General features: G+C 35.6%; 12 protein-coding genes. 5 read left to right on the top strand and 7 right to left on the bottom strand.

Features of this window, described 5'->3' with window-relative positions:
* Positions 1 to 128 precede the first annotated feature (128 nt).
* The 3 genes from WBG07_RS05355 (at position 129) to WBG07_RS05345 (ending at position 7,926) form a co-directional block, all read left to right on the top strand.
* Complete coding sequence (locus WBG07_RS05355; RefSeq protein ID WP_340199488.1) at positions 129 to 1,214, top strand: isoaspartyl peptidase/L-asparaginase family protein; 1,086 nt, start codon at positions 129 to 131, stop codon at positions 1,212 to 1,214.
* A gap of 45 nt (positions 1,215 to 1,259) precedes the next feature.
* Positions 1,260 to 6,785 (top strand): alpha-2-macroglobulin family protein, encoded by a 5,526-nt coding sequence (locus tag WBG07_RS05350; protein ID WP_340199487.1) that lies wholly within the window; start codon positions 1,260 to 1,262, stop codon positions 6,783 to 6,785.
* Positions 6,786 to 7,566: 781 nt separating this feature from the next.
* Positions 7,567 to 7,926: a hypothetical protein gene (locus WBG07_RS05345; RefSeq protein ID WP_340199486.1), complete on the top strand. Its 360-nt coding sequence runs from the start codon at positions 7,567 to 7,569 to the stop codon at positions 7,924 to 7,926.
* Between the two features lie 1,305 nt (positions 7,927 to 9,231).
* Here the strand turns inward: WBG07_RS05345 and WBG07_RS05340 are convergent.
* From WBG07_RS05340 to WBG07_RS05315, 6 genes are all read right to left on the bottom strand, one after another.
* On the bottom strand, positions 9,232 to 10,038 hold the full coding sequence (locus WBG07_RS05340) for a hypothetical protein (protein WP_340199485.1): 807 nt from the start codon (positions 10,036 to 10,038) through the stop codon (positions 9,232 to 9,234).
* A gap of 304 nt (positions 10,039 to 10,342) precedes the next feature.
* Entirely contained in the window at positions 10,343 to 10,816 is a 474-nt protein-coding gene (locus WBG07_RS05335) for a hypothetical protein (protein WP_340199484.1), read from the bottom strand.
* An 864-nt stretch (positions 10,817 to 11,680) separates the two neighbouring features.
* Positions 11,681 to 12,676: a UDP-3-O-(3-hydroxymyristoyl)glucosamine N-acyltransferase gene (gene lpxD, locus WBG07_RS05330; protein WP_340199483.1), complete on the bottom strand. Its 996-nt coding sequence runs from the start codon at positions 12,674 to 12,676 to the stop codon at positions 11,681 to 11,683.
* A gap of 410 nt (positions 12,677 to 13,086) precedes the next feature.
* Complete coding sequence (locus WBG07_RS05325) at positions 13,087 to 13,440, bottom strand: hypothetical protein (RefSeq protein WP_340199482.1); 354 nt, start codon at positions 13,438 to 13,440, stop codon at positions 13,087 to 13,089.
* Between the two features lie 175 nt (positions 13,441 to 13,615).
* The gene (locus tag WBG07_RS05320) at positions 13,616 to 14,074 is read right to left on the bottom strand and encodes an SRPBCC family protein (protein ID WP_340199481.1); all 459 of its coding nucleotides are present in this window, start codon (positions 14,072 to 14,074) and stop codon (positions 13,616 to 13,618) included.
* The gene (locus WBG07_RS05315; protein ID WP_340199480.1) at positions 14,067 to 14,396 is read right to left on the bottom strand and encodes an ArsR/SmtB family transcription factor; all 330 of its coding nucleotides are present in this window, start codon (positions 14,394 to 14,396) and stop codon (positions 14,067 to 14,069) included. Before WBG07_RS05315 ends, WBG07_RS05320 begins: the two co-directional genes overlap by 8 nt.
* A 212-nt stretch (positions 14,397 to 14,608) precedes the next feature.
* On the opposite strand from WBG07_RS05315, the gene WBG07_RS05310 reads away from it, so the two are divergent.
* Positions 14,609 to 15,301, top strand: a complete 693-nt coding sequence (locus tag WBG07_RS05310; protein WP_340199479.1) for a DUF4386 domain-containing protein — start codon at positions 14,609 to 14,611, stop codon at positions 15,299 to 15,301.
* Positions 15,302 to 15,744: 443 nt separating this feature from the next.
* Positions 15,745 to 17,013, top strand: coding sequence for a leucine-rich repeat domain-containing protein (locus WBG07_RS05305; protein ID WP_340199478.1), 1,269 nt, complete (start codon positions 15,745 to 15,747; stop codon positions 17,011 to 17,013).
* Positions 17,014 to 17,288: 275 nt separating this feature from the next.
* On the opposite strand, the gene WBG07_RS05300 is transcribed toward WBG07_RS05305, so the two are convergent.
* Entirely contained in the window at positions 17,289 to 18,338 is a 1,050-nt protein-coding gene (locus tag WBG07_RS05300) for a DUF3667 domain-containing protein (protein WP_340199477.1), read from the bottom strand.
* Between the last annotated feature and the right edge of the window lie 12 nt (positions 18,339 to 18,350).

The raw sequence follows: 18,350 nt of genomic DNA, 5'->3' as shown, positions 1-18,350 counted from the left end.
TTATTTTTAGGTTAGAAAATAGTAAGAAATACCACACTCTTAATAAGGTTCATTTACTCAAAATTTTAGAATTCAGCAGAACAGGCTACTTATTTTTCTTATTTTTATTGATCTGTAAAAAAATAAACATGAAATTTATACATCTTCTATTACTCTCCATTTTTATTTTAATCCTTGGTTGTCAGCCAAAATCCACTGAAAAAAATCCTGCAGAAATTTCAAAAATACCCTCAAAACCTGAAAAAATACCTGGAAATTTTGGGATCGTTATCCATGGAGGTGCTGGAACCATCCTCAAAAAAAATATGACCCCCGAACTTGAAAAAGCGTATAAAGACAAATTAGAAGAGGCCATACGTGCTGGTTATCAGTTATTAAGCAAAGGAGGTAGCAGTAGTGATGCAGTTGAAGCTACTATTAATATTATGGAAGATTCACCTCTATTCAACGCAGGCAAAGGAGCCGTATTTACAAATGCGGGTAAAAATGAATTAGATGCTTCTTTTATGGATGGTAAAACATTAAATGCGGGAGCAGTAGCAGGAGTTACTACGGTTAAAAATCCTATAGATTTGGCAAGAGCCGTGATGGATAAATCAGCACATGTAATGCTTTCAGGCCCGGGAGCAGAATATTTTGCAAGACAACAAGGACTGGAAATAGTAGATACTTCCTACTTTTATACTGAAAATAGATGGAAGTCTTTACAACGTGCTATAGAACGAGAAAAAGTTGAACTAGATCACGATGGTCAAGCACTCTTTTTTGACCCGATACTTAAAAATACCAAATTTGGAACCGTAGGTTGTGCTGCTTTAGATAAAGATGGAAACCTTGCTGCTGGTACTTCCACTGGAGGAATGACTAACAAACGCTGGGGGCGTGTAGGTGATGCACCTATTATTGGCGCCGGAACCTATGCCAATAACAACACCTGTGCGGTTTCTGCTACCGGATGGGGAGAATATTTTATTAGGCGTGTTGTAGCCTATGATATTTCTGCTTTAATGGAATACAAAGGTATCTCTTTACAAGAAGCAGCGAGAGAAGTGATCCAGAAAAAAGTACCTGATTTAGGAGGCGATGGTGGTATTGTAGCCATTGATGGGTATGGAAATATTGCTATGGAATTTAATACTGCCGGCATGTACCGGGCACATATGAACAAAGACGGCGAACTTACCATTGGTATTTATAAAGACAATGAAAAATAAACCCTGTATATTAGCCTAACCCTTATAACTAACACCCTCTTCAAAATGCGTATTCAAAAACTGCTGCTTTTTGCCTTCCTTTTCATGACGGCTTTCTCCTGTAAAAACAAGGAAGAAGAAATTCAAGAACAAATAGATAATCTTTTTAAATACCGGGAATACGTCACCGAAGTTTCTCAAGGACTCGTCTCTGCGCAATCAGATATTAGGGTGGTGTTAAGAAATCCCGTTGCAGGCTGGGAAGACAATCAGGAGGTTAATAGCAACCTATTTAAAGTATCGCCCAAAGTAAGCGGAAAAGTAGTAGCCTTGAACAACCAAACCATTGCTTTTATTCCAGAAAACGGATTTAAAAGTAATCAGGAATACGAATTCACCCTTGCATTAGAAGATATTATTCAAGAGCTTCCTAAAGGTTTTGACAACTTTACCTTTAAAGTAAAAACACTCAAACAACAGTTTAATGTTCATACAGATAGGTTACAGTCTTATTCAAAAGACTGGCAATATATAGAAGGTACTTTGCGCAGTAGTGACATTCTTTCTCTAGAAACGGCAAAAAAACTTATTAAAGTAAATCAGAAAGGGAAAACAGTAGCGGTAAAGCTAGATGAAGCCACCGCTAAAGGAACACAATTTTACTTTAAAATAGATAGCATACAACGTTTTGAAGAAGATTCTCAGTTAGACATAAGCTGGGATGGGGCGCCCTTTTCAATTGAAACCAAAGGAGAGGCTACTATCAAGATTCCAGGGAAAAATAATTTTACCGTAGTAGATGTTTCCGTTTTTGATGGAGATACTCAATACGTAGAGATCAACTTTTCAGATCCGCTTAAAAAGAAACAGAACTTTGATGGTCTTATAACACTTCAAGGCGTCAACAATTTAAAATTTAGTGTAGAAAATAACATCCTCAAAGCCTATCCCAACAAAGAAATTAAAGGAACAGCAACACTAGAGATCTTTCAGGGAATTTCCAGCACAGATGGTTATAAATTAAAGAGTCCTTTTTCAGAACTCATCGCTTTTGAACAGATTAAACCCGAAGTGCGTTTGCTGCAAAGTGGAACTATTCTTCCTTCCTCAAACAACCTGAAAATTAATTTTGAAGCCGTAAATCTTAAGAAAGTAGACGTAACTGTTGTACGCATTTTTGAGAACAATGTGCTGCAATTTTTACAACAAAATAACCTCTCAGGAACCGGAAACCTTCGCAGGGTAGCAAGGCCTATAGCAAAGAAAACCATCACGCTACAAAACAATCTTTCTACCAATACCACCAAGTGGAAAGCCTATGCGCTAGACCTTAAAGAACTTATTAGTCCAGAAAAAGGTGCTATTTACAGAGTAGAATTTGACTTTAGACCTGCCTACAGCAGTTACCGCTGTGACAGTAATAATTTTAAGGAGGAAGAAGAAACTAATTACGATGAGGAAGAACTAGAGACCAGCAACTGGGATAGTTATGAGAATTATTATTATGACGATTATTACTATGACTATGATTACAACTGGAATGAGCGTGAAAACCCATGTCATACCAGTTATTACCGCAATAAAAAAGTAGCTACCAATGTATTGGCTTCAGATTTTGGAATTACTGTAAAGAAAGGTGTGAACGAATCTTACTTTATAAGTGTGAATGATATTGTGTCTACAGACCCTATGCAAGGTGTAAGAGTAACTTTCTACAACTACCAGCAGCAGGAAATGGGGAGTAAACTCACGGATGTAGACGGTACCACTATTTTTGATGCCGATAAACCCGCCTTTTTTGCCATAGCCAAAAAAGGAAAACAAAAAGGCTACGTGAGACTCAATGATGGGAACGCACTTTCCATTAGTAAATTTGATGTTGCTGGAGCGAGATTACAAAAAGGACTCAAAGGTTACCTCTATGGGGAAAGAGGAGTTTGGAGACCTGGCGATACGCTTTTCCTCTCTTTTATTCTCAATGACAAAGCCAATGATTTACCAGATACGCATCCGGTAAAATTTGAATTAAAAGACCCTTATGGCAAGATCATCAGCCGCGAGGTGCGTACCTATAGCCTTAACAATTTTTACAATTTTACCATCCCCACAAATGAAAATGCACCCACCGGAAACTGGCAAGCAAAAGTAGCTGTTGGAGGCGCCGAGTTTAATAAAACCATCAAGATTGAAACCATTAAACCTAATCGCTTAAAAATAAAAGCCGACTTTAAGGCAGAAATTATCTCCTCTGTAAAACCCGTAGAGGGCAATCTGGAAGTAGCTTGGTTACACGGTGCTATTGCCCGTAACCTCAAAGCAGATGTACAAGCAAAGTTTAGTGCCAAAACAACCTCGTTTAAACAATTTCCCGGTTATACTTTTGATGACCCTTCCAGAAGTTTTAATACCGAAGAGCAGCAAGTCTTTAACGGACGCTTAAATGAAGAAGGAAAAGCCAGCTTTACCCTAAAACCGCAATTATACGGCAAGGCACCGGGTATGCTCAAAGCTTCCTTTATTACCAAGGTCTATGAAAATGGGGGCGATTTTAGCACCGATGTTTTTACCAAAACCTATTCGCCTTACGGCACTTATATAGGGCTAAATGCACCTAAAGGAGACAAAGCAAGAGGCATGTTACTTACAGATACCAAACACCGTTTTGAAGTGGTGAGTGTAGATGAAGAAGGCAACCCCAAAGCAGCTAAGAATCTTAAAGTGTCTATTTACAAAGTAAGCTGGAGATGGTGGTGGGATACTTCCGCAGATAATATTTCTTCCTATAGCGGGAGTCAGTACCGCGATAAAGTATTTGAAAAAACTATCAACACAGGAAGCAATGGCAAAGCCGATTTTGAGTTTCAGTTAGACTATCCTAATTGGGGGCGATATCTGGTAAGAGTAGAAGACCCAAATGGAGGGCATACCACCGGAAAAACCATATATATTGATTGGCCGGGCTGGGCAGGAAAATCCAGAAAGAATGATCCTTCTGCCGCCACCATGTTGGTCTTTTCTACCGATAAAAAAACCTATAATGTAGGCGAAAAAGCCATTGTTACCTTCCCAAGTAGTGCGGTAGGGCGTGCATTAGTAACCGTAGAAAACGGTAGTGAAGTACTAGAATCTCTATGGGTAACCCCTACCAAAGACGAAACCAAGTTTGAAATACCCATTACCTCCTTATACACACCCAATGTGTATATTCATATTAGTCTACTGCAACCGCATGCCTCTACTGCTAATGATCTGCCCATACGTTTGTATGGTGTAGTACCCATTATGGTAGAAGACCCTGCAACCAGGCTAGCGCCAAAAATTGCGATGCCAGATGTGTTACGCCCAGAAGAAACCGTTACCGTAAAAGTAAGTGAGGAAAAAGGGAAGGCAATGACGTATACGGTAGCCGTGGTAGATGAAGGCTTATTAGACCTTACCCGGTTTAGAACACCAGACCCGTGGAATACCTTTTATGCACGCGAAGCTCTAGGCGTAAAAACCTGGGATGTGTATGATGATGTGATTGGCGCTTTTGGCGGACGCATAGATCAAGTATTTGCTATTGGTGGTGATGAAGATGCTGCGGGTGCCAAAAACAAAAAAGCCAATCGCTTTAAACCTATGGTAGTCTATCTAGGACCCTTTAGTTTAAAGAAAGGAGAAACCAAAACCCATAAAATTGACATTCCTAAATACATAGGTTCTGTAAGAACCATGGTGATTGCCGGAAACGAAAGTACAGGCGCCTATGGCAATGCAGAAAAAGCCACTCCCGTGCGTAAGCCGTTGATGGTATTAGCATCTTTACCAAGAAAGATTACTCCCGGTGAAAAAGTAACCCTTCCAGTGACTGTTTTTGCGATGGAAAAAAAGGTGAAAAATGTAAGCATCCGCATCAAACCAGACCCTTCATTTAAGGTAAATGGCGAAGCAACGCAACAACTTTCCTTTGCACAGCCAGATGAGAAAATGGCGTATTTTGAATTGGAAGTAGCAGATTTCTCCGGCATCGGAAAAGTAATTGTAGAAGCCTCCGGAAACGGAGAAAAAGCCTCCTATGAAGTAGAGATAGATGTAGTGAATCCTAATCCGGTAACCTCCAAAGTCTCAGACCTCACCGCAGATGCCAAGGCTACGCAAACACTTTCCTTAGAAACCTTTGGTATTGCCGGAAGCAACACAGCAGAGATAGAACTTTCTACTTTACCACCTATGGATTTCACCTCTCGCTTGCAGTACCTTATCCGGTATCCGCATGGCTGCGTAGAACAAACCACCTCAGCGGCATTTCCACAATTATTCTTGGGAGATATTTTTGATCTTACCCTAGATAAGAAAAAGAAAATACAGGCAAATGTGAGCTCCGCAATTAAACGTCTGGGCAGTTATCAATTGCCTAACGGCGGATTCTCTTATTGGAACGGGCAAAATTATGCCAACGACTGGGGAAGCAGCTACGCAGGTCATTTCTTATTAGAAGCCAAAAAAAGAGGCTATGTAGTGCCTATTGGCTTTAAAAATAGCTGGGTGAACTATCAGCAGCAAGCCGCTAAACAATGGCGTAAAACCAATAATAATTCCGACTTAATGCAAGCGTATAGATTATACACGCTGGCACTTGCCGGAAACCCAGATGTGTCTTCTATGAACCGACTGCGAGAAACCCCGGGAATCTCTAATGAAGGAAAGCATCGCCTTGCCGCTGCCTATGCTTTAATAGGGCAAAAAGGTGCTGCCAAAGAGATCTTAGCCAATACTAATATTGATTTTCAACCAGTACGCTATAGCTATTTAACCTATGGTTCCCCAGAAAGAAACCGTGCCATGGCATTAGAGACCTATACTATTTTAGAAGATAAAACCAAGGCACAGGAGTTAGCAAAATCCGTAGCCAATACCTTGAGCAGTAACCAATGGATGAGTACCCAAAGTACCTCTTATAGTTTATTGGCCATCGCAAAATTTGCAAAGCTGGTAGGCGGAAAAGAATTGAATGTGAGCTATACCATAAATGGGAAAACGGAAACCTTGAGTAGTAAAAAAGCATTGGCCGGAAGAACCCTAACGGTTAAAAAAGGCACAAATGAACTCAGCTTTACCAATAACCGCGAAAGCACCTTATTTATAAGAGTTGTCAATTCTGGCATCCTTCCAGTAGGCGAAGAGCAAGTGGAGCAACGTAATTTGACGGCTTTGATGAAGTTTAAAAACCGTGACGGACAAACCATAGATATTTCCAAACTCTCACAGGGTACAGATTTTGTAGCCGAAGTAACCATTACCAATAAAAAAGGAGAAAAGGTAAGAGATATTGCGCTGGCGGAGATCTTCCCTAGCGGTTGGGAAATTGTAAACACACGCTTTACAGACTTTGGAAACTTTGCAGCTAATAAAGTTACGTATACCGACTTAAGAGATGACCGTGCCAATTTCTACTTTGACTTAAAAGGCTATGAAAGTAAAACCGTAAAAGTATTGCTCAATGCGTCTTATTTAGGCACCTATTATTTACCCGGTGTACAATGCGAAGCCATGTATGATAATGATTATTTGGTGCGCACCAAAGGGCAATGGGTTGAGGTAGTGCGGTAGCGCATACTATTGAAATAATAACTACTGGCATTAAGAGTTTATACTTTTAGTGCCAGCTTTTTTGCAATCTTACGTTGCGATGCACTGCGAAGTGTTCTAAATGGTTCATGAGATCTCGCTATTTTAAAACGGGGCTTCGAGCACCTCAGCTCATGCTTCTCTACGTACTTTTTGATACGTCTTTATGATTATGTTGTATAGAGTTGGTGGGCCTCTTTTTTTGTTTCTTTTTTGGAGAAGCAAAAAAGACCAAAGAGATAGATAAGCACCAACCGTTTCAGGAATCTTTCTTATTTGCATAGTCTCTATATGGTTTCTTTAAATTTATTCTTAAGGAAAAAAAAGAATTCACTTCTAAATATCTTATTTACCCATAAACCACACCTATTAATGTAAACTATACTTTACACGCAAAGCAAACTACCCCCACAAAAGCACCTCAAAAACCTTTTTTTAAGTCTTTTAAGTGAAACATGCGGAGGAAAGAGTGAAAACCTCCGCATGTTTAGACCCAAACCTCCGCAACATTGAAGGCAAACCTGCGGGGGTTTTGGGTAAAAGCTGCGATACTTTAAAAAAGATTTGAGCTATAACGACTTTAAAAGATATTTGGAAACTAAGACAACAAAAGCATGTAGAGTATAGTTTACCATGTGAAGATTTTACTTTTCACATACTTTTTTTAAATAAATTGTTTGAAATTGTTGTTTCACAGCAGACAAAACTTTAGGAAGGATGCTGTTATTTTGAAAATAAATAGGGTTGGGTTTTACTATTGGTAATGCTAGTATTTGAAAACTGGCGGGAGGGGATACTCAAAGTAACTATACACACCAATATTCAACAATTAACAATCTTTTATCCCTATCTAGCTAGAAATAAAAAATTATTTGTATATTCCTACAATAATAACAACTTAAACTTACATTTTATGTTTTCAAAAATTTTTTCAGAATACAGAATCGACAGGAAATCATTATCAAAAATTCAAGGATCTGGTTCAGGTACAGTCACTTGTGCAGATGGAGCTACATTTAGTGCTTCAGCAGAATCAATGGATTCAGTGATTCAAGGAGGCGATCGTTGGTGTCGAGATCATGGTGGTGCGACTAATTATTTTTTTGTTGGTGATCTGCAATAGATTTTTGCCCAACCAACGGCTACGGAAAGATAAAATAAAGACTTGCCATCAATAGCAAGCTGCTCTTAAATTATGTATCCAAACATTATCCTTTCTAACTGGAGCTAATACTTCGTTTATCTTTAGTTTTATTGATGTTATGTATATACCAATTAAGAAAAGTTAATCAATGTGCTTATGGATTTGTTCCCTAGGAATAAATATATAGAAGCGCATTGATTATACTCGTAATTTGCTGGTTGTAGTTAATATTACTTTACTACTTCTATTTTCGTAATTCGTATTCTTTTCCCAATCTTAACTTTACAAAACTTTATATCGAGATTAGATTCTTTCATTATTTTTTATAATTGTATGAAATTCATTCATTTTCAATTTCTCAATATAAATTATTTCAGATAATGCATTTTTGAAGTAGTGCCTACAACATTTGTAATTTATTTTATCATAAGATTCTAATAATCCAAGTCTCCATTCATCTTCATATTGTCAATGACTGTTTTTAATTGTTAAAGGTTCTTCCTCTGTCCTAAATATTTGAGGTATATCGATGTCATAATTAATTGGTTTCCAAAAATCACCCTGGATTGAATAAGCCGGATGATTTATATTCTGAATTATTTTTATTTATGTCATTGTCTTGCTCTACCTTATAATAGCCCAAAAATATTCCTGAATAATCATTAGCGCAATGTGATCACATTGTAGGATTATCCCATTTAATCGTAAAACAAGCAACACTCCAAATATTTTGTAATCGAAGAATTTGTTCATCGTGTTTTAATACTTTATCGTATTGAAAAGAATAGCCTAAGCCATCGAAAAAACCACTTAATCCTTCTTATTTGGAAAACCATAACATACTAAGTTCGATCAAAGTATTCACCCACGAATTTCCTAGTTGTCTATATCGATAGGAAGTATTTGGATTTTGAATTCGCAAGTTTGTTTGTTTTAATTACTACCAACGGCAGTTTGTCTAAAACCTATCAAAATTTGCTATAAATATATATCGTTTATGAATGTGAGAAAAAATCAATATTTAAACATAGTCTATATATAAAGCCTAGAATTACTTTTCTACGCTTTTTTCCTAGAATTGTAAGTGTTTTTGAGCTTCTTAAAAAAATGGCTCCCCGCTGTAAATACTATTATTTTTAAAATTTATGAAATAGCACTAGCAAAACTTTAAAAAAACTGCTTTTATTTTGGAAATAAATAGGGTTGGGGTTTACTATGGGAAATACGACCAAGTTGGAAACTGGTGTGAGCATAGGATTATTTGACTAAAGCTACCAACTGTTTTTATTCGTATTCAAATGTCATTGTTTCAGTGCTCATAACAGTTCCATCATCTTTGGTTTGAAAGATAGTTTTGTGTATTGGGTAATCATCAGCATCATAAATTATAGAAGTGTTGATATGTCTTATATATGGATCATGCCCTTCACGATAAGTGGTTAATGTACATTTTATTTGATTGTTTTCACAAAAAGTATTAGTAAAAGAATCAGCTGCAAAAATAATTTTATTTGCATTCGTAAAGTTATTACTTGGGGTTGGGTTTGTGTCGTATTGAAATTGGCGATGAAAATAACCTTCTGCTATTACAATGTTACCATTAGTGTTATAAGTGAAATTATCAGCCCGTTGTGAATCGTTTTCAATATAACTACTATGGCTATAAATGCTATCAACTCTATTCTCAGAATTATAGAGGAAATCTAATTTATCATCTTTTATCCCGTTAGCATCATAAAATACCATTTCGGTTAAATTATCATTCAAATAATTATATTCAATAGTTCTGATTAGTGCTTGATTTTTGTAAACGGAAGAAGATATAATTAAATTATTTTCATAGTTAAAAATAATATTAAATACATCTGGGGTGGATTGATCTAATGGACTAAAAGTCTTAATATTGGTAACATTATTATCCGAATCGTAAAAAAAATATCGTTCATTGTTTTGGTAATCACTTTCTTTAGTTAGTTTAATGAGCCTTTTTTTATTCGCTTCAGAAATTGGTTGTGAATTATCGTCGTCTGAAACGCAAGAAAAAATAAGTAGTCCGATAAAAATTCTTATAAATACGTTAAGTTTTTTCATGAAGTCTTTTTTTAAAGATGCTATAAAACGCAAAACGTTGCGTTAGTAATTTTGCAACCGTTTTGGTTGCCTCTATTAATGGGCATCGCTATGGTATATAAAGTGTTGATTTTATCTTATAATGTTTGCTCAGGATTCAAATAACGAAACAAAAGAATCCAGAATGATGCTTTAGGTTTACACCTACGAAATTATCATAAGAATGATCTTGAAAAGAGGGGCTGAGGGAGACTTTACCATTGCGATGTCAGCAGTTGCAAACTGGTGGGGTATGGACGATTGTGTATTGACGGTAGTAGTTTTATCATTCGCCGCATGAAATATTCTTAGAAAAATGATCTTGGTAAAATTGGTACCAAGAATTATAAAGTTCAATTCGTTCTCTGCCCTGTTTTTCACTTGAATTAAAGTATCTATACTCATTTTGACCAACACTAAGTCTAGGCAATTCATTATCAAAATACCATTTAGTTCTACCAAGAAATAAATGATCTTCTCCAACCATCCATCCATGCCAATGTGGTAAGTTCTCATAAGTTCTCGCAATAAACTCAAATCTTTCTTTAAAATCTTTTACCGTAGTTTTGCAATAGTCATCAATGTCAAGTATTCTATCATTTGATTCCTTAATCCAATTTGTCTCATGTTTTGAAAGAGATAATTTTTCCAAATATTCAGGAGAAACGAATAAAACTTGTAATTGAATTTTAATGCTTGGATATTTTCTTAACAATATTGGAATTGAATGACAAATAAAGTTTTTCCAAGAAAAAGTCATTGCAACCGCTAATAATTTTAATGGTACTTCTACATTACTCTGATATGATTTCGAATGGTCATATATATATTCTTCAACGCATTTTTCTAGAGCAGGAAATGCTAATCGATAATCATCGTAGTATTTTCCAGGGTAATAAAGTTTTTCAATTTGTTCTTGAAGTGTTTTTGATTGAATACTTAACTCGGTTCGAAGCTTTTCTGCTTCGTTTTCAGATTTTTGTGCCTGAGCAAGTAAAAGCTTTGTTTCTGCATGAGTCTTATTTTTATCAAAACATGATTAATAAGAGTGACTACAATGCCAGAGACTAATGAAGACCCTAATATTAGTGAAACAATTTGAATATCCATATAACAAAGTTTTATCTATGTTCAGCCTAACAGTGATGTGTAAAAAACGATTAGAGATACCTTAGAGTACCAACCAAACTTACCAAAAACTAATGGTTTTTCTTATAAAATAGCTCGAAACACGTATTTATTCGTAAGAAAATAATGCTGAACACAAAGATTTCTTATTTAAAGGCAAGATAAAACAGCGGTGTTTAATAAACTTACGGGAATCCGTAGGGCTTGGAGTTGGTTTAAGAATAGTGGCAGCTCTTTTTTTTGCTAACAGTTTGTTTTTGGTTTGCTATAAAGCATTGTGCTAACCATCAAGCAGATTTCTCAGTCGCTATGCTTCTTCAAAATGACCGTTTTTTTATAAATGAAGTGGTTGGGATTGCCTTCCAGTTCCACTCCCGCTCAATGCACCCCCTTACACTTAAATTTTTATCCTAGAACAAAACCAAAACTGGAATAGATAGTTCGTTAATTTTACTGGCTATTCATTCACTGCTATCCTCGTCAACAATAGAAAACACTATTGATTTTTCATAAAACGTTTTATCGCTACCCACTGTTTTAGCATATCTCTAGCGTCTTGTGCCGGATATCCTAACACGGTTTTTCCAGCTTCTACATCATTCATAACTCCAGATCCCGCACCTACAGTGGCACCAGAATGTATGGTTGTGTGGTCTTTAATAGAAGCACTTCCCCCAATAATGACGCCATCACCTAAGGTAACCGAACCTGCAAGTCCGCTGTGCCCTGCCATAATACAAGAGCGTCCCATAATACTGTTATGTGCTACTTGTACCAGGTTATCAATTTTACAGCCATCGCCTACAATAGTAGAGCTGAATTTTGCTCTATCAACACAAGAATTGGCACCAATTTCTACATAATGCCCTATAATAACATTTCCTATCTGTGGTATTTTTACGAGTTGCCTGCCATCTTCACTAGGTCTATAGCCAAAACCATCTGCTCCAATACTTACATTGGTATGAAAAATACAATGACTGCCAATAATACAGCGCTCCCGAATTACGGTTCCAGACCAAACGGTCGTATGATCGCCTATCATGGTTTCATCAAAGACACAAACATTGGGGTATAAAGTTACACTGTTCCCTAACTCCACATCTTTACCTATATAGCAGTTGGCACCAATTTTACAGCCACTCCCAATTTTTGCGGTTTCATGTATTACCGCAGTGGGGTGAATGTCTATATCAAAAACAGGGGGAGCCGGATTAAAAAGCTCTAATATTTGAGCCATGGCTAAATCTACATTTTTTACCTTAATAAACGCGCGATTGTCACCAGGTGCTATCTTTACATGTTCATTTACAAAAGCAACAGATGCTTTAGAGTCTGCCCAAAACTTTACATACTTACTGCTTCCAATAAACGTAATTTGAGTTTCATTCGCTTTTTTTATTTCTTCAGGACTTTCAATTTTATGAGTGGTATCTCCTATTAATTCACCTTTTATAAGGTCGTTGATTTGGGTTACAGTGTAAGATGTCATTTGTAGTTCTAATTAGTGGCTAGTTAGTTATATGAATGGTAAACAGAAAAGAAATTTGCAGTATGGCACCATTTGTTCTGTTGAAGAACAATATTTTTAATTTTCAGGGAGTGATGCATTTATAATGTACTAGTAAATGTGCTTGTGGTGATGCTAAAAATACAAAACTTTATCCTTACAGAAGAATGAGACTGTTTTTTAATGAAATCGATTGCGTTGAAAAACAAACATTGTCTGATATGCTAGTACGTTTTAATTCTGAGACAAAAAATAAAAGTCTCAACATAAGTCACAGATACCTTTATCGCAATACCAGTAATAGAAATAGATACTTGTGATTTTTTGCATACCAGAAAATGAAGTTACAAAAACAAAACACCCATTAGCGAAGCATCTTACCGATAAGCTTTTTATTCAGCTTTTGCCTGAAAATCAACGCTAGCCTTTGATTTTAATTCGCTGTCTAAATAGAGTTCTTGTTCTTTTAATAAGTCCATTTTTTTGATCTCTGCTGGTTTTAGAATGCTCCTTTCTATCACTTTTCCTTTTTCTTGAATTCTTATAACAACATCATTTTCACCAATGTTTTCAATAATTGCAATACTCCTATCATCATTAGAATATGGATTTAGGGCAGCATCTTTACCAGACCCTTTACCCGTAATTGACATACTTTGTGATGGGCTCAATTCAAATACAGATTGACCAGATACGTTATGAGCATACAAAAGAAGTAAGAAGAGAAAGAGCGGTAGTTTTTTCATTTTCCAAAGATTTTTATGCTTGTTTGTTTTAATAAACCTGTAAACAGCTGTATTTCAACATATCAAGATACGTACTAAAAATAAGAATTTTTCATTTAATTATGTTAAAAGGGAAATAACTCCTTCTAATTTCAAACGGGTATTCGCTAGCAGTTTTTTTAGTTTTAGTACTAATTTAATTGCTTGAGCCTGTTTCCAAAACAGTTCTTAATCGTTCAAAAGCAGCACCCCAACCATTATAAATTCCCATTTCTTCTTGTTGTTTACAGTATTCGGAGGTAGTGTGAATTACACTAAAAGTAAATTTTGTTTGCGCACCATCTGCTTCAAAATAGATTTGTAACTCTACTCCTTCTGTCATTGGTTTAAAATCGGCGGAGGTGATAATTTTTTGTAGATCAACAATCTCTTTATAAGTTCCTTCTGATATAAATTCTTTTCCATTTGGCATAGGCATGGAATATTTCCACTTTCCACCTACTTTAAAGTTATGTTCAGTAACTTTCATATCCATTCCATTGGGTGCCCACCATTTGAGGATTTGTGCTTCTTGTGTCCATGCATCCCAAACTAATTTTAACGGGGCATTTAAGGTTTTTTTAATTGTTATTGTTCTGTTTGCTAAATCACTCATCTTTATTGTTTTGGATTTGAATTTGATTAACATAATTTTCAAAAGAATCTATTCTATCTTCCCATAGTTTATGGTATTGTCGTATCCATAGAAAAGCCGGAATCAATTCTTGTGGTTGAATTAAACATAAACGTTCTCTTCCTATTTGGTTAAAATGAATGATCCCGCATTCGTTTAATATTTTTAGATGTTTTGAGATGGCAGGTCTACTGATATCAAATTTTTCTGCCACCTCATTCACGCTTAAAGTTTCCGTAGCTAGAAGCTGTATAATTTCTCGTCTAATAGGGTCTGCAATTGCCTGAAAAACATCTCTTCTCATAAAATGTGTAACTAATTGATTACAAATATATATGTAATCATTTGGTTACGCAAATATATATTTGAAAAAAACATCCATCAAATACTTAGTTCTGCTCAACATAAAATAACTTGAAAAAAACATCAAGTTTTACCTACTTTATGGTAATTTAATGTAACAAATACGCTTAAATTGTTACTAATCAAGCATCATCAATCAAAAAACCAATTTATATGAAACTCACCAAAAATTCAGGGAGGCTTCTTGGCTTGCTCTTTTTAGTTAGCGTAATAACCGGAGGTGCCGGAACAGCACTAAGAGGTTTAAGTGGCATTGATGCCAATACAGTAGATTTTCTTTTAGAGCTTATTAAGAGTAGTTCTCAAATGAAACAAGCTATTTATTTGGATATGTTTGGGAGTGCATTGGGTGTTGCCATAGCTATCTTTTTGTATCCGTTTATTAAAAAATTCAGTACTCGTATGGCACTAGCTTATACCGGAATTGCTTTCATAAACTTTACTATTATTACCCTTAGCAACGTGATTCATATTTCTTTACTCACTGTAGCTTCAGAGTTTGAAATGGGCGGCGGTAGTAACCCAGAAGACTATACAATTCTTTCCAGCATGCTTTACGAAGCGTATTACTGGATTCATTTTATAATGCTAATACTCTATGCTGTTGGAGGAATGGTTCTATATTTTTTCTTTTTCAAAACAAAACTAGTTCATCAATGGCTTGCTATTTGGGGAATAATTGCTTCTCTCATTGTTTTTGCAGGAGGGGCTTTACAATTGGCAGCACAAAGTGTATCCTTTCTGCTATTTCTACAAAACGGTATTTTTGTACTTTGTTTTATCCTCTATTTATTAATTCTAGGTTTTCGCCCTTCTCATTGCAAGGAATTATCTAAGGCTGTATAGTTTGTCTATAGCATAAAATCAATGGCCTTTTGCAGGTTACTTCACTTGAAGTAATATACTTTTTACATCCTTCTATTTCCAGAAAGGCTATCTGGCTTTCCCGATTTTGATGAACCATGAACGTCCTCATTTAAAATACTATTACTCTGGTTTTGTAAAAGTCTATTTAACGATACTCCAAAAAAACATGGAAATAGAATTCTATCATTTCACAAAACATTTTATTTTTTCTTCAGTAGTCTGATATAGAAAACAATATGTTTTTAGCATAAAAATCTTTGAGCTTGCTGTTGGGGGTATTTATATATTTTATTCACAATTGACTTTGGAATATTTCCAAAAAATTTAACCCTCCTAAATAATATTAAAATCTAATGAGAATTGTCCCCCCGCTTTTACGCGCAATGTCTGTCATTGAGTCATTGCAGCGAAATGTAAATTATATGAGTGAAAACAAATTTAGAGTTGATGAATTTATCCATGAACCTAAAATTGATTCATTAAAATTATCAGGATTTGGCTTGCAAAATAGCGATCTGGAAGAGCTTACACCACATCTCTTATCTTTAGAGAGCCTGAGGCACCTAGACTTAAGCGATAACGATTTTACAAGAGTCCCAGAAGAGTTCAATCAATTATCATCTTTAGAAAGTCTTAACTTAGAAAACAATAGGTTGATAGCATTGCTTGAAAAAATGGATGGCCTCGTTAGCTTAGAAGAACTTCTCTTAGGACAAAATTCATTTGAGGAATTACCTATAAGTATTGGAAGCCTACCAAGTTTACAAGTTCTGGAAGCAGACAGAAACCAGTTGAAAACCCTCCCAGAAGAAATTGGAGATTTAAAAAGCCTTAAAACACTAAAATTATGGGGAAATCAGATCAGAGAACTTCCTGCAAGTATTGGTAAGTTGAAAAAATTGAATTCCCTAATGATCAGCTATAACCAGCTAAGGTCTTTTCCAGAAGAAATAGCTCAATTAAGACAGCTCGTAGCGCTTAGAGCCGAAAGAAATCTATTGAACGCTATTCCTGATGAATTCTCCAATTTGAAGAGTTTAGAACAACTTAACCTATGGGGAAATTTAATAGAGAATGTTACACCTGAGATTGGAAAATTGAAGCGTTTACAAAAACTTGTACTAGACGATAACAGAATTAGCACACTTCCCGAATCAATAGCTAAAATTGATACTTTAGAAGTTCTTGAAGTAGATGGAAATCCACTAGCTACTTTCCCAGAGGAAATGGACGCCGCAAAAGGAATTGCTTCTAAAAAAGAAGATAGAATGGGAGAGGATGTATGTTTAGATACCCCCTATGCTGAAATCTTACATGAGTCCAAATCAAAAATAGATGCACTTATTAGTAGGGCTGCTATTCCAACGCTAGCATTAGAATCTCCACTTTTTGATTCCCAAAAACAAGTATCTATCTTGGCACATGAACTAGAAATTATCTCAAAATTTAAAGACGAGTCTAATGAAATTTTTAAAGAGAAGCTTAGCGCTCATGCTGAACTTTTTCTTAAAGAATTAGAGAGAGGAATTGGTATTATTTTATCCGATGTTAGTAATAAAAATCAAAATGATTTAAATTTAGCCAAATTTTTTACACCAAAAAATTTAGCTCAAAAAAGCAAACAGAAAATGGGTACTCCCACTAAAAATAGTATCAAAAGAAAGCCAGGTGGTCCTAATTTTAAACTTTAGTAATCGTTGTACATTGAGTTCTCAGGAAGTATGATTTTTTGAAACTATTATAAAAAAGAATGTTTTAAGATGTAGGAATAAATGATCCTTGCAAATTAAGATTTTCATATCAAGCGGAAACCCTTTATATGAATAGGTTGGGGGCATTGATAACAATACTTGATGCCCTTAATACGCTTCCATATATAGCAAAGGCAGATATAACTTTGGCATGCATAAACAAGAACTCTCTTCAAGGCGATTAGACTGCAGAAGGCATAGGTTACTAAAACTAATTAGTACAACAGGATAGTAACAAACATAATTCCAAATACTGCCACAGGCACCACAAAAAGCATGTAAATAAAAGAAATGAGATTGGCTTTTATGATGGCTCCTAACCAACTGCTTTTATAAAAGTTACGAAGTGCCAACAAGAGGTAAAGAATAAAGGATAAATAGAAGAGTACCTGAATCCAAATAGGTATTTCCAGAAATTCTTTTGCTAGTAATAACACACAAAATGAGGAAAAAATAAAGGTGAAAAAGTAAAAACCAAAGACCATATGATGTGCAAAAGTGGCCCTTTTCCAATAAAAGATTTTAAGTAAAAAAGCAAATAACGGAAGCATGAAAAACATCGCAATAGGGACTGTGTCATAAAGCGTTTTCAAAATACCGCCTCCCTTTTGTTTATAAAACTTAAGTATTTGTCCATACATTTTTCTTGTAAAAACACCTGCATCTTCAGCCATTCCCATAGCTGCCAACTGCTCCTCTTTTGGTGCTTTTGATTTTATAAGGGAGTCTAAAACTTTTCGTTTAAATGTAAAAGATAGGTTTACAGGTACTTCGTCTGCTTCCATCACAGAATCTATTGTTTTTAATTCTTCCTCAGACATTCCGGTATACTTCTGATTATCTCTTAGTACCTTTTTTGCTTGTTCTATGGCAATGGAATCTTTTTCTATACTGAGGGTATCTATGGTAATTTCCCTGTCAAATCCTTTTTTTAAAGCTTCAGACATAGCTGTATCTGCTTTTCTTACGGAAAATGAAAACACAAAAAAGAAAATTACAGAAATAAATAAATAAAATTGTGCCGGATGCAAATAGGTGAGCCTTTTACCGTCTACAAAACGTCTTGCCAGAACGCCTGGTTTTGTTAGCAAGGGTACAAAACTTCTAAAAAATCGGGCGTCTATAGAAAAGTAATTACTAATGGTATTGCTAAAAAGTACCCCAAAAGTTAGGTTATCGGCAGTCTCCTGTCCGCAATACGGACAATAATCAAAAGCTGCGTCAAAAGTTTTCTCACAGTTTTTGCATTGGTCAGTAGAAGGCATTGCAAAGGATTT

It is taken from the genome of Ascidiimonas meishanensis, assembly GCF_037782385.1.
Classification (GTDB): domain Bacteria; phylum Bacteroidota; class Bacteroidia; order Flavobacteriales; family Flavobacteriaceae; genus Ascidiimonas; species Ascidiimonas meishanensis.
Note: the sequence above shows the minus strand (reverse complement) of the source record. Positions and strands in the feature narration are given on the sequence as shown.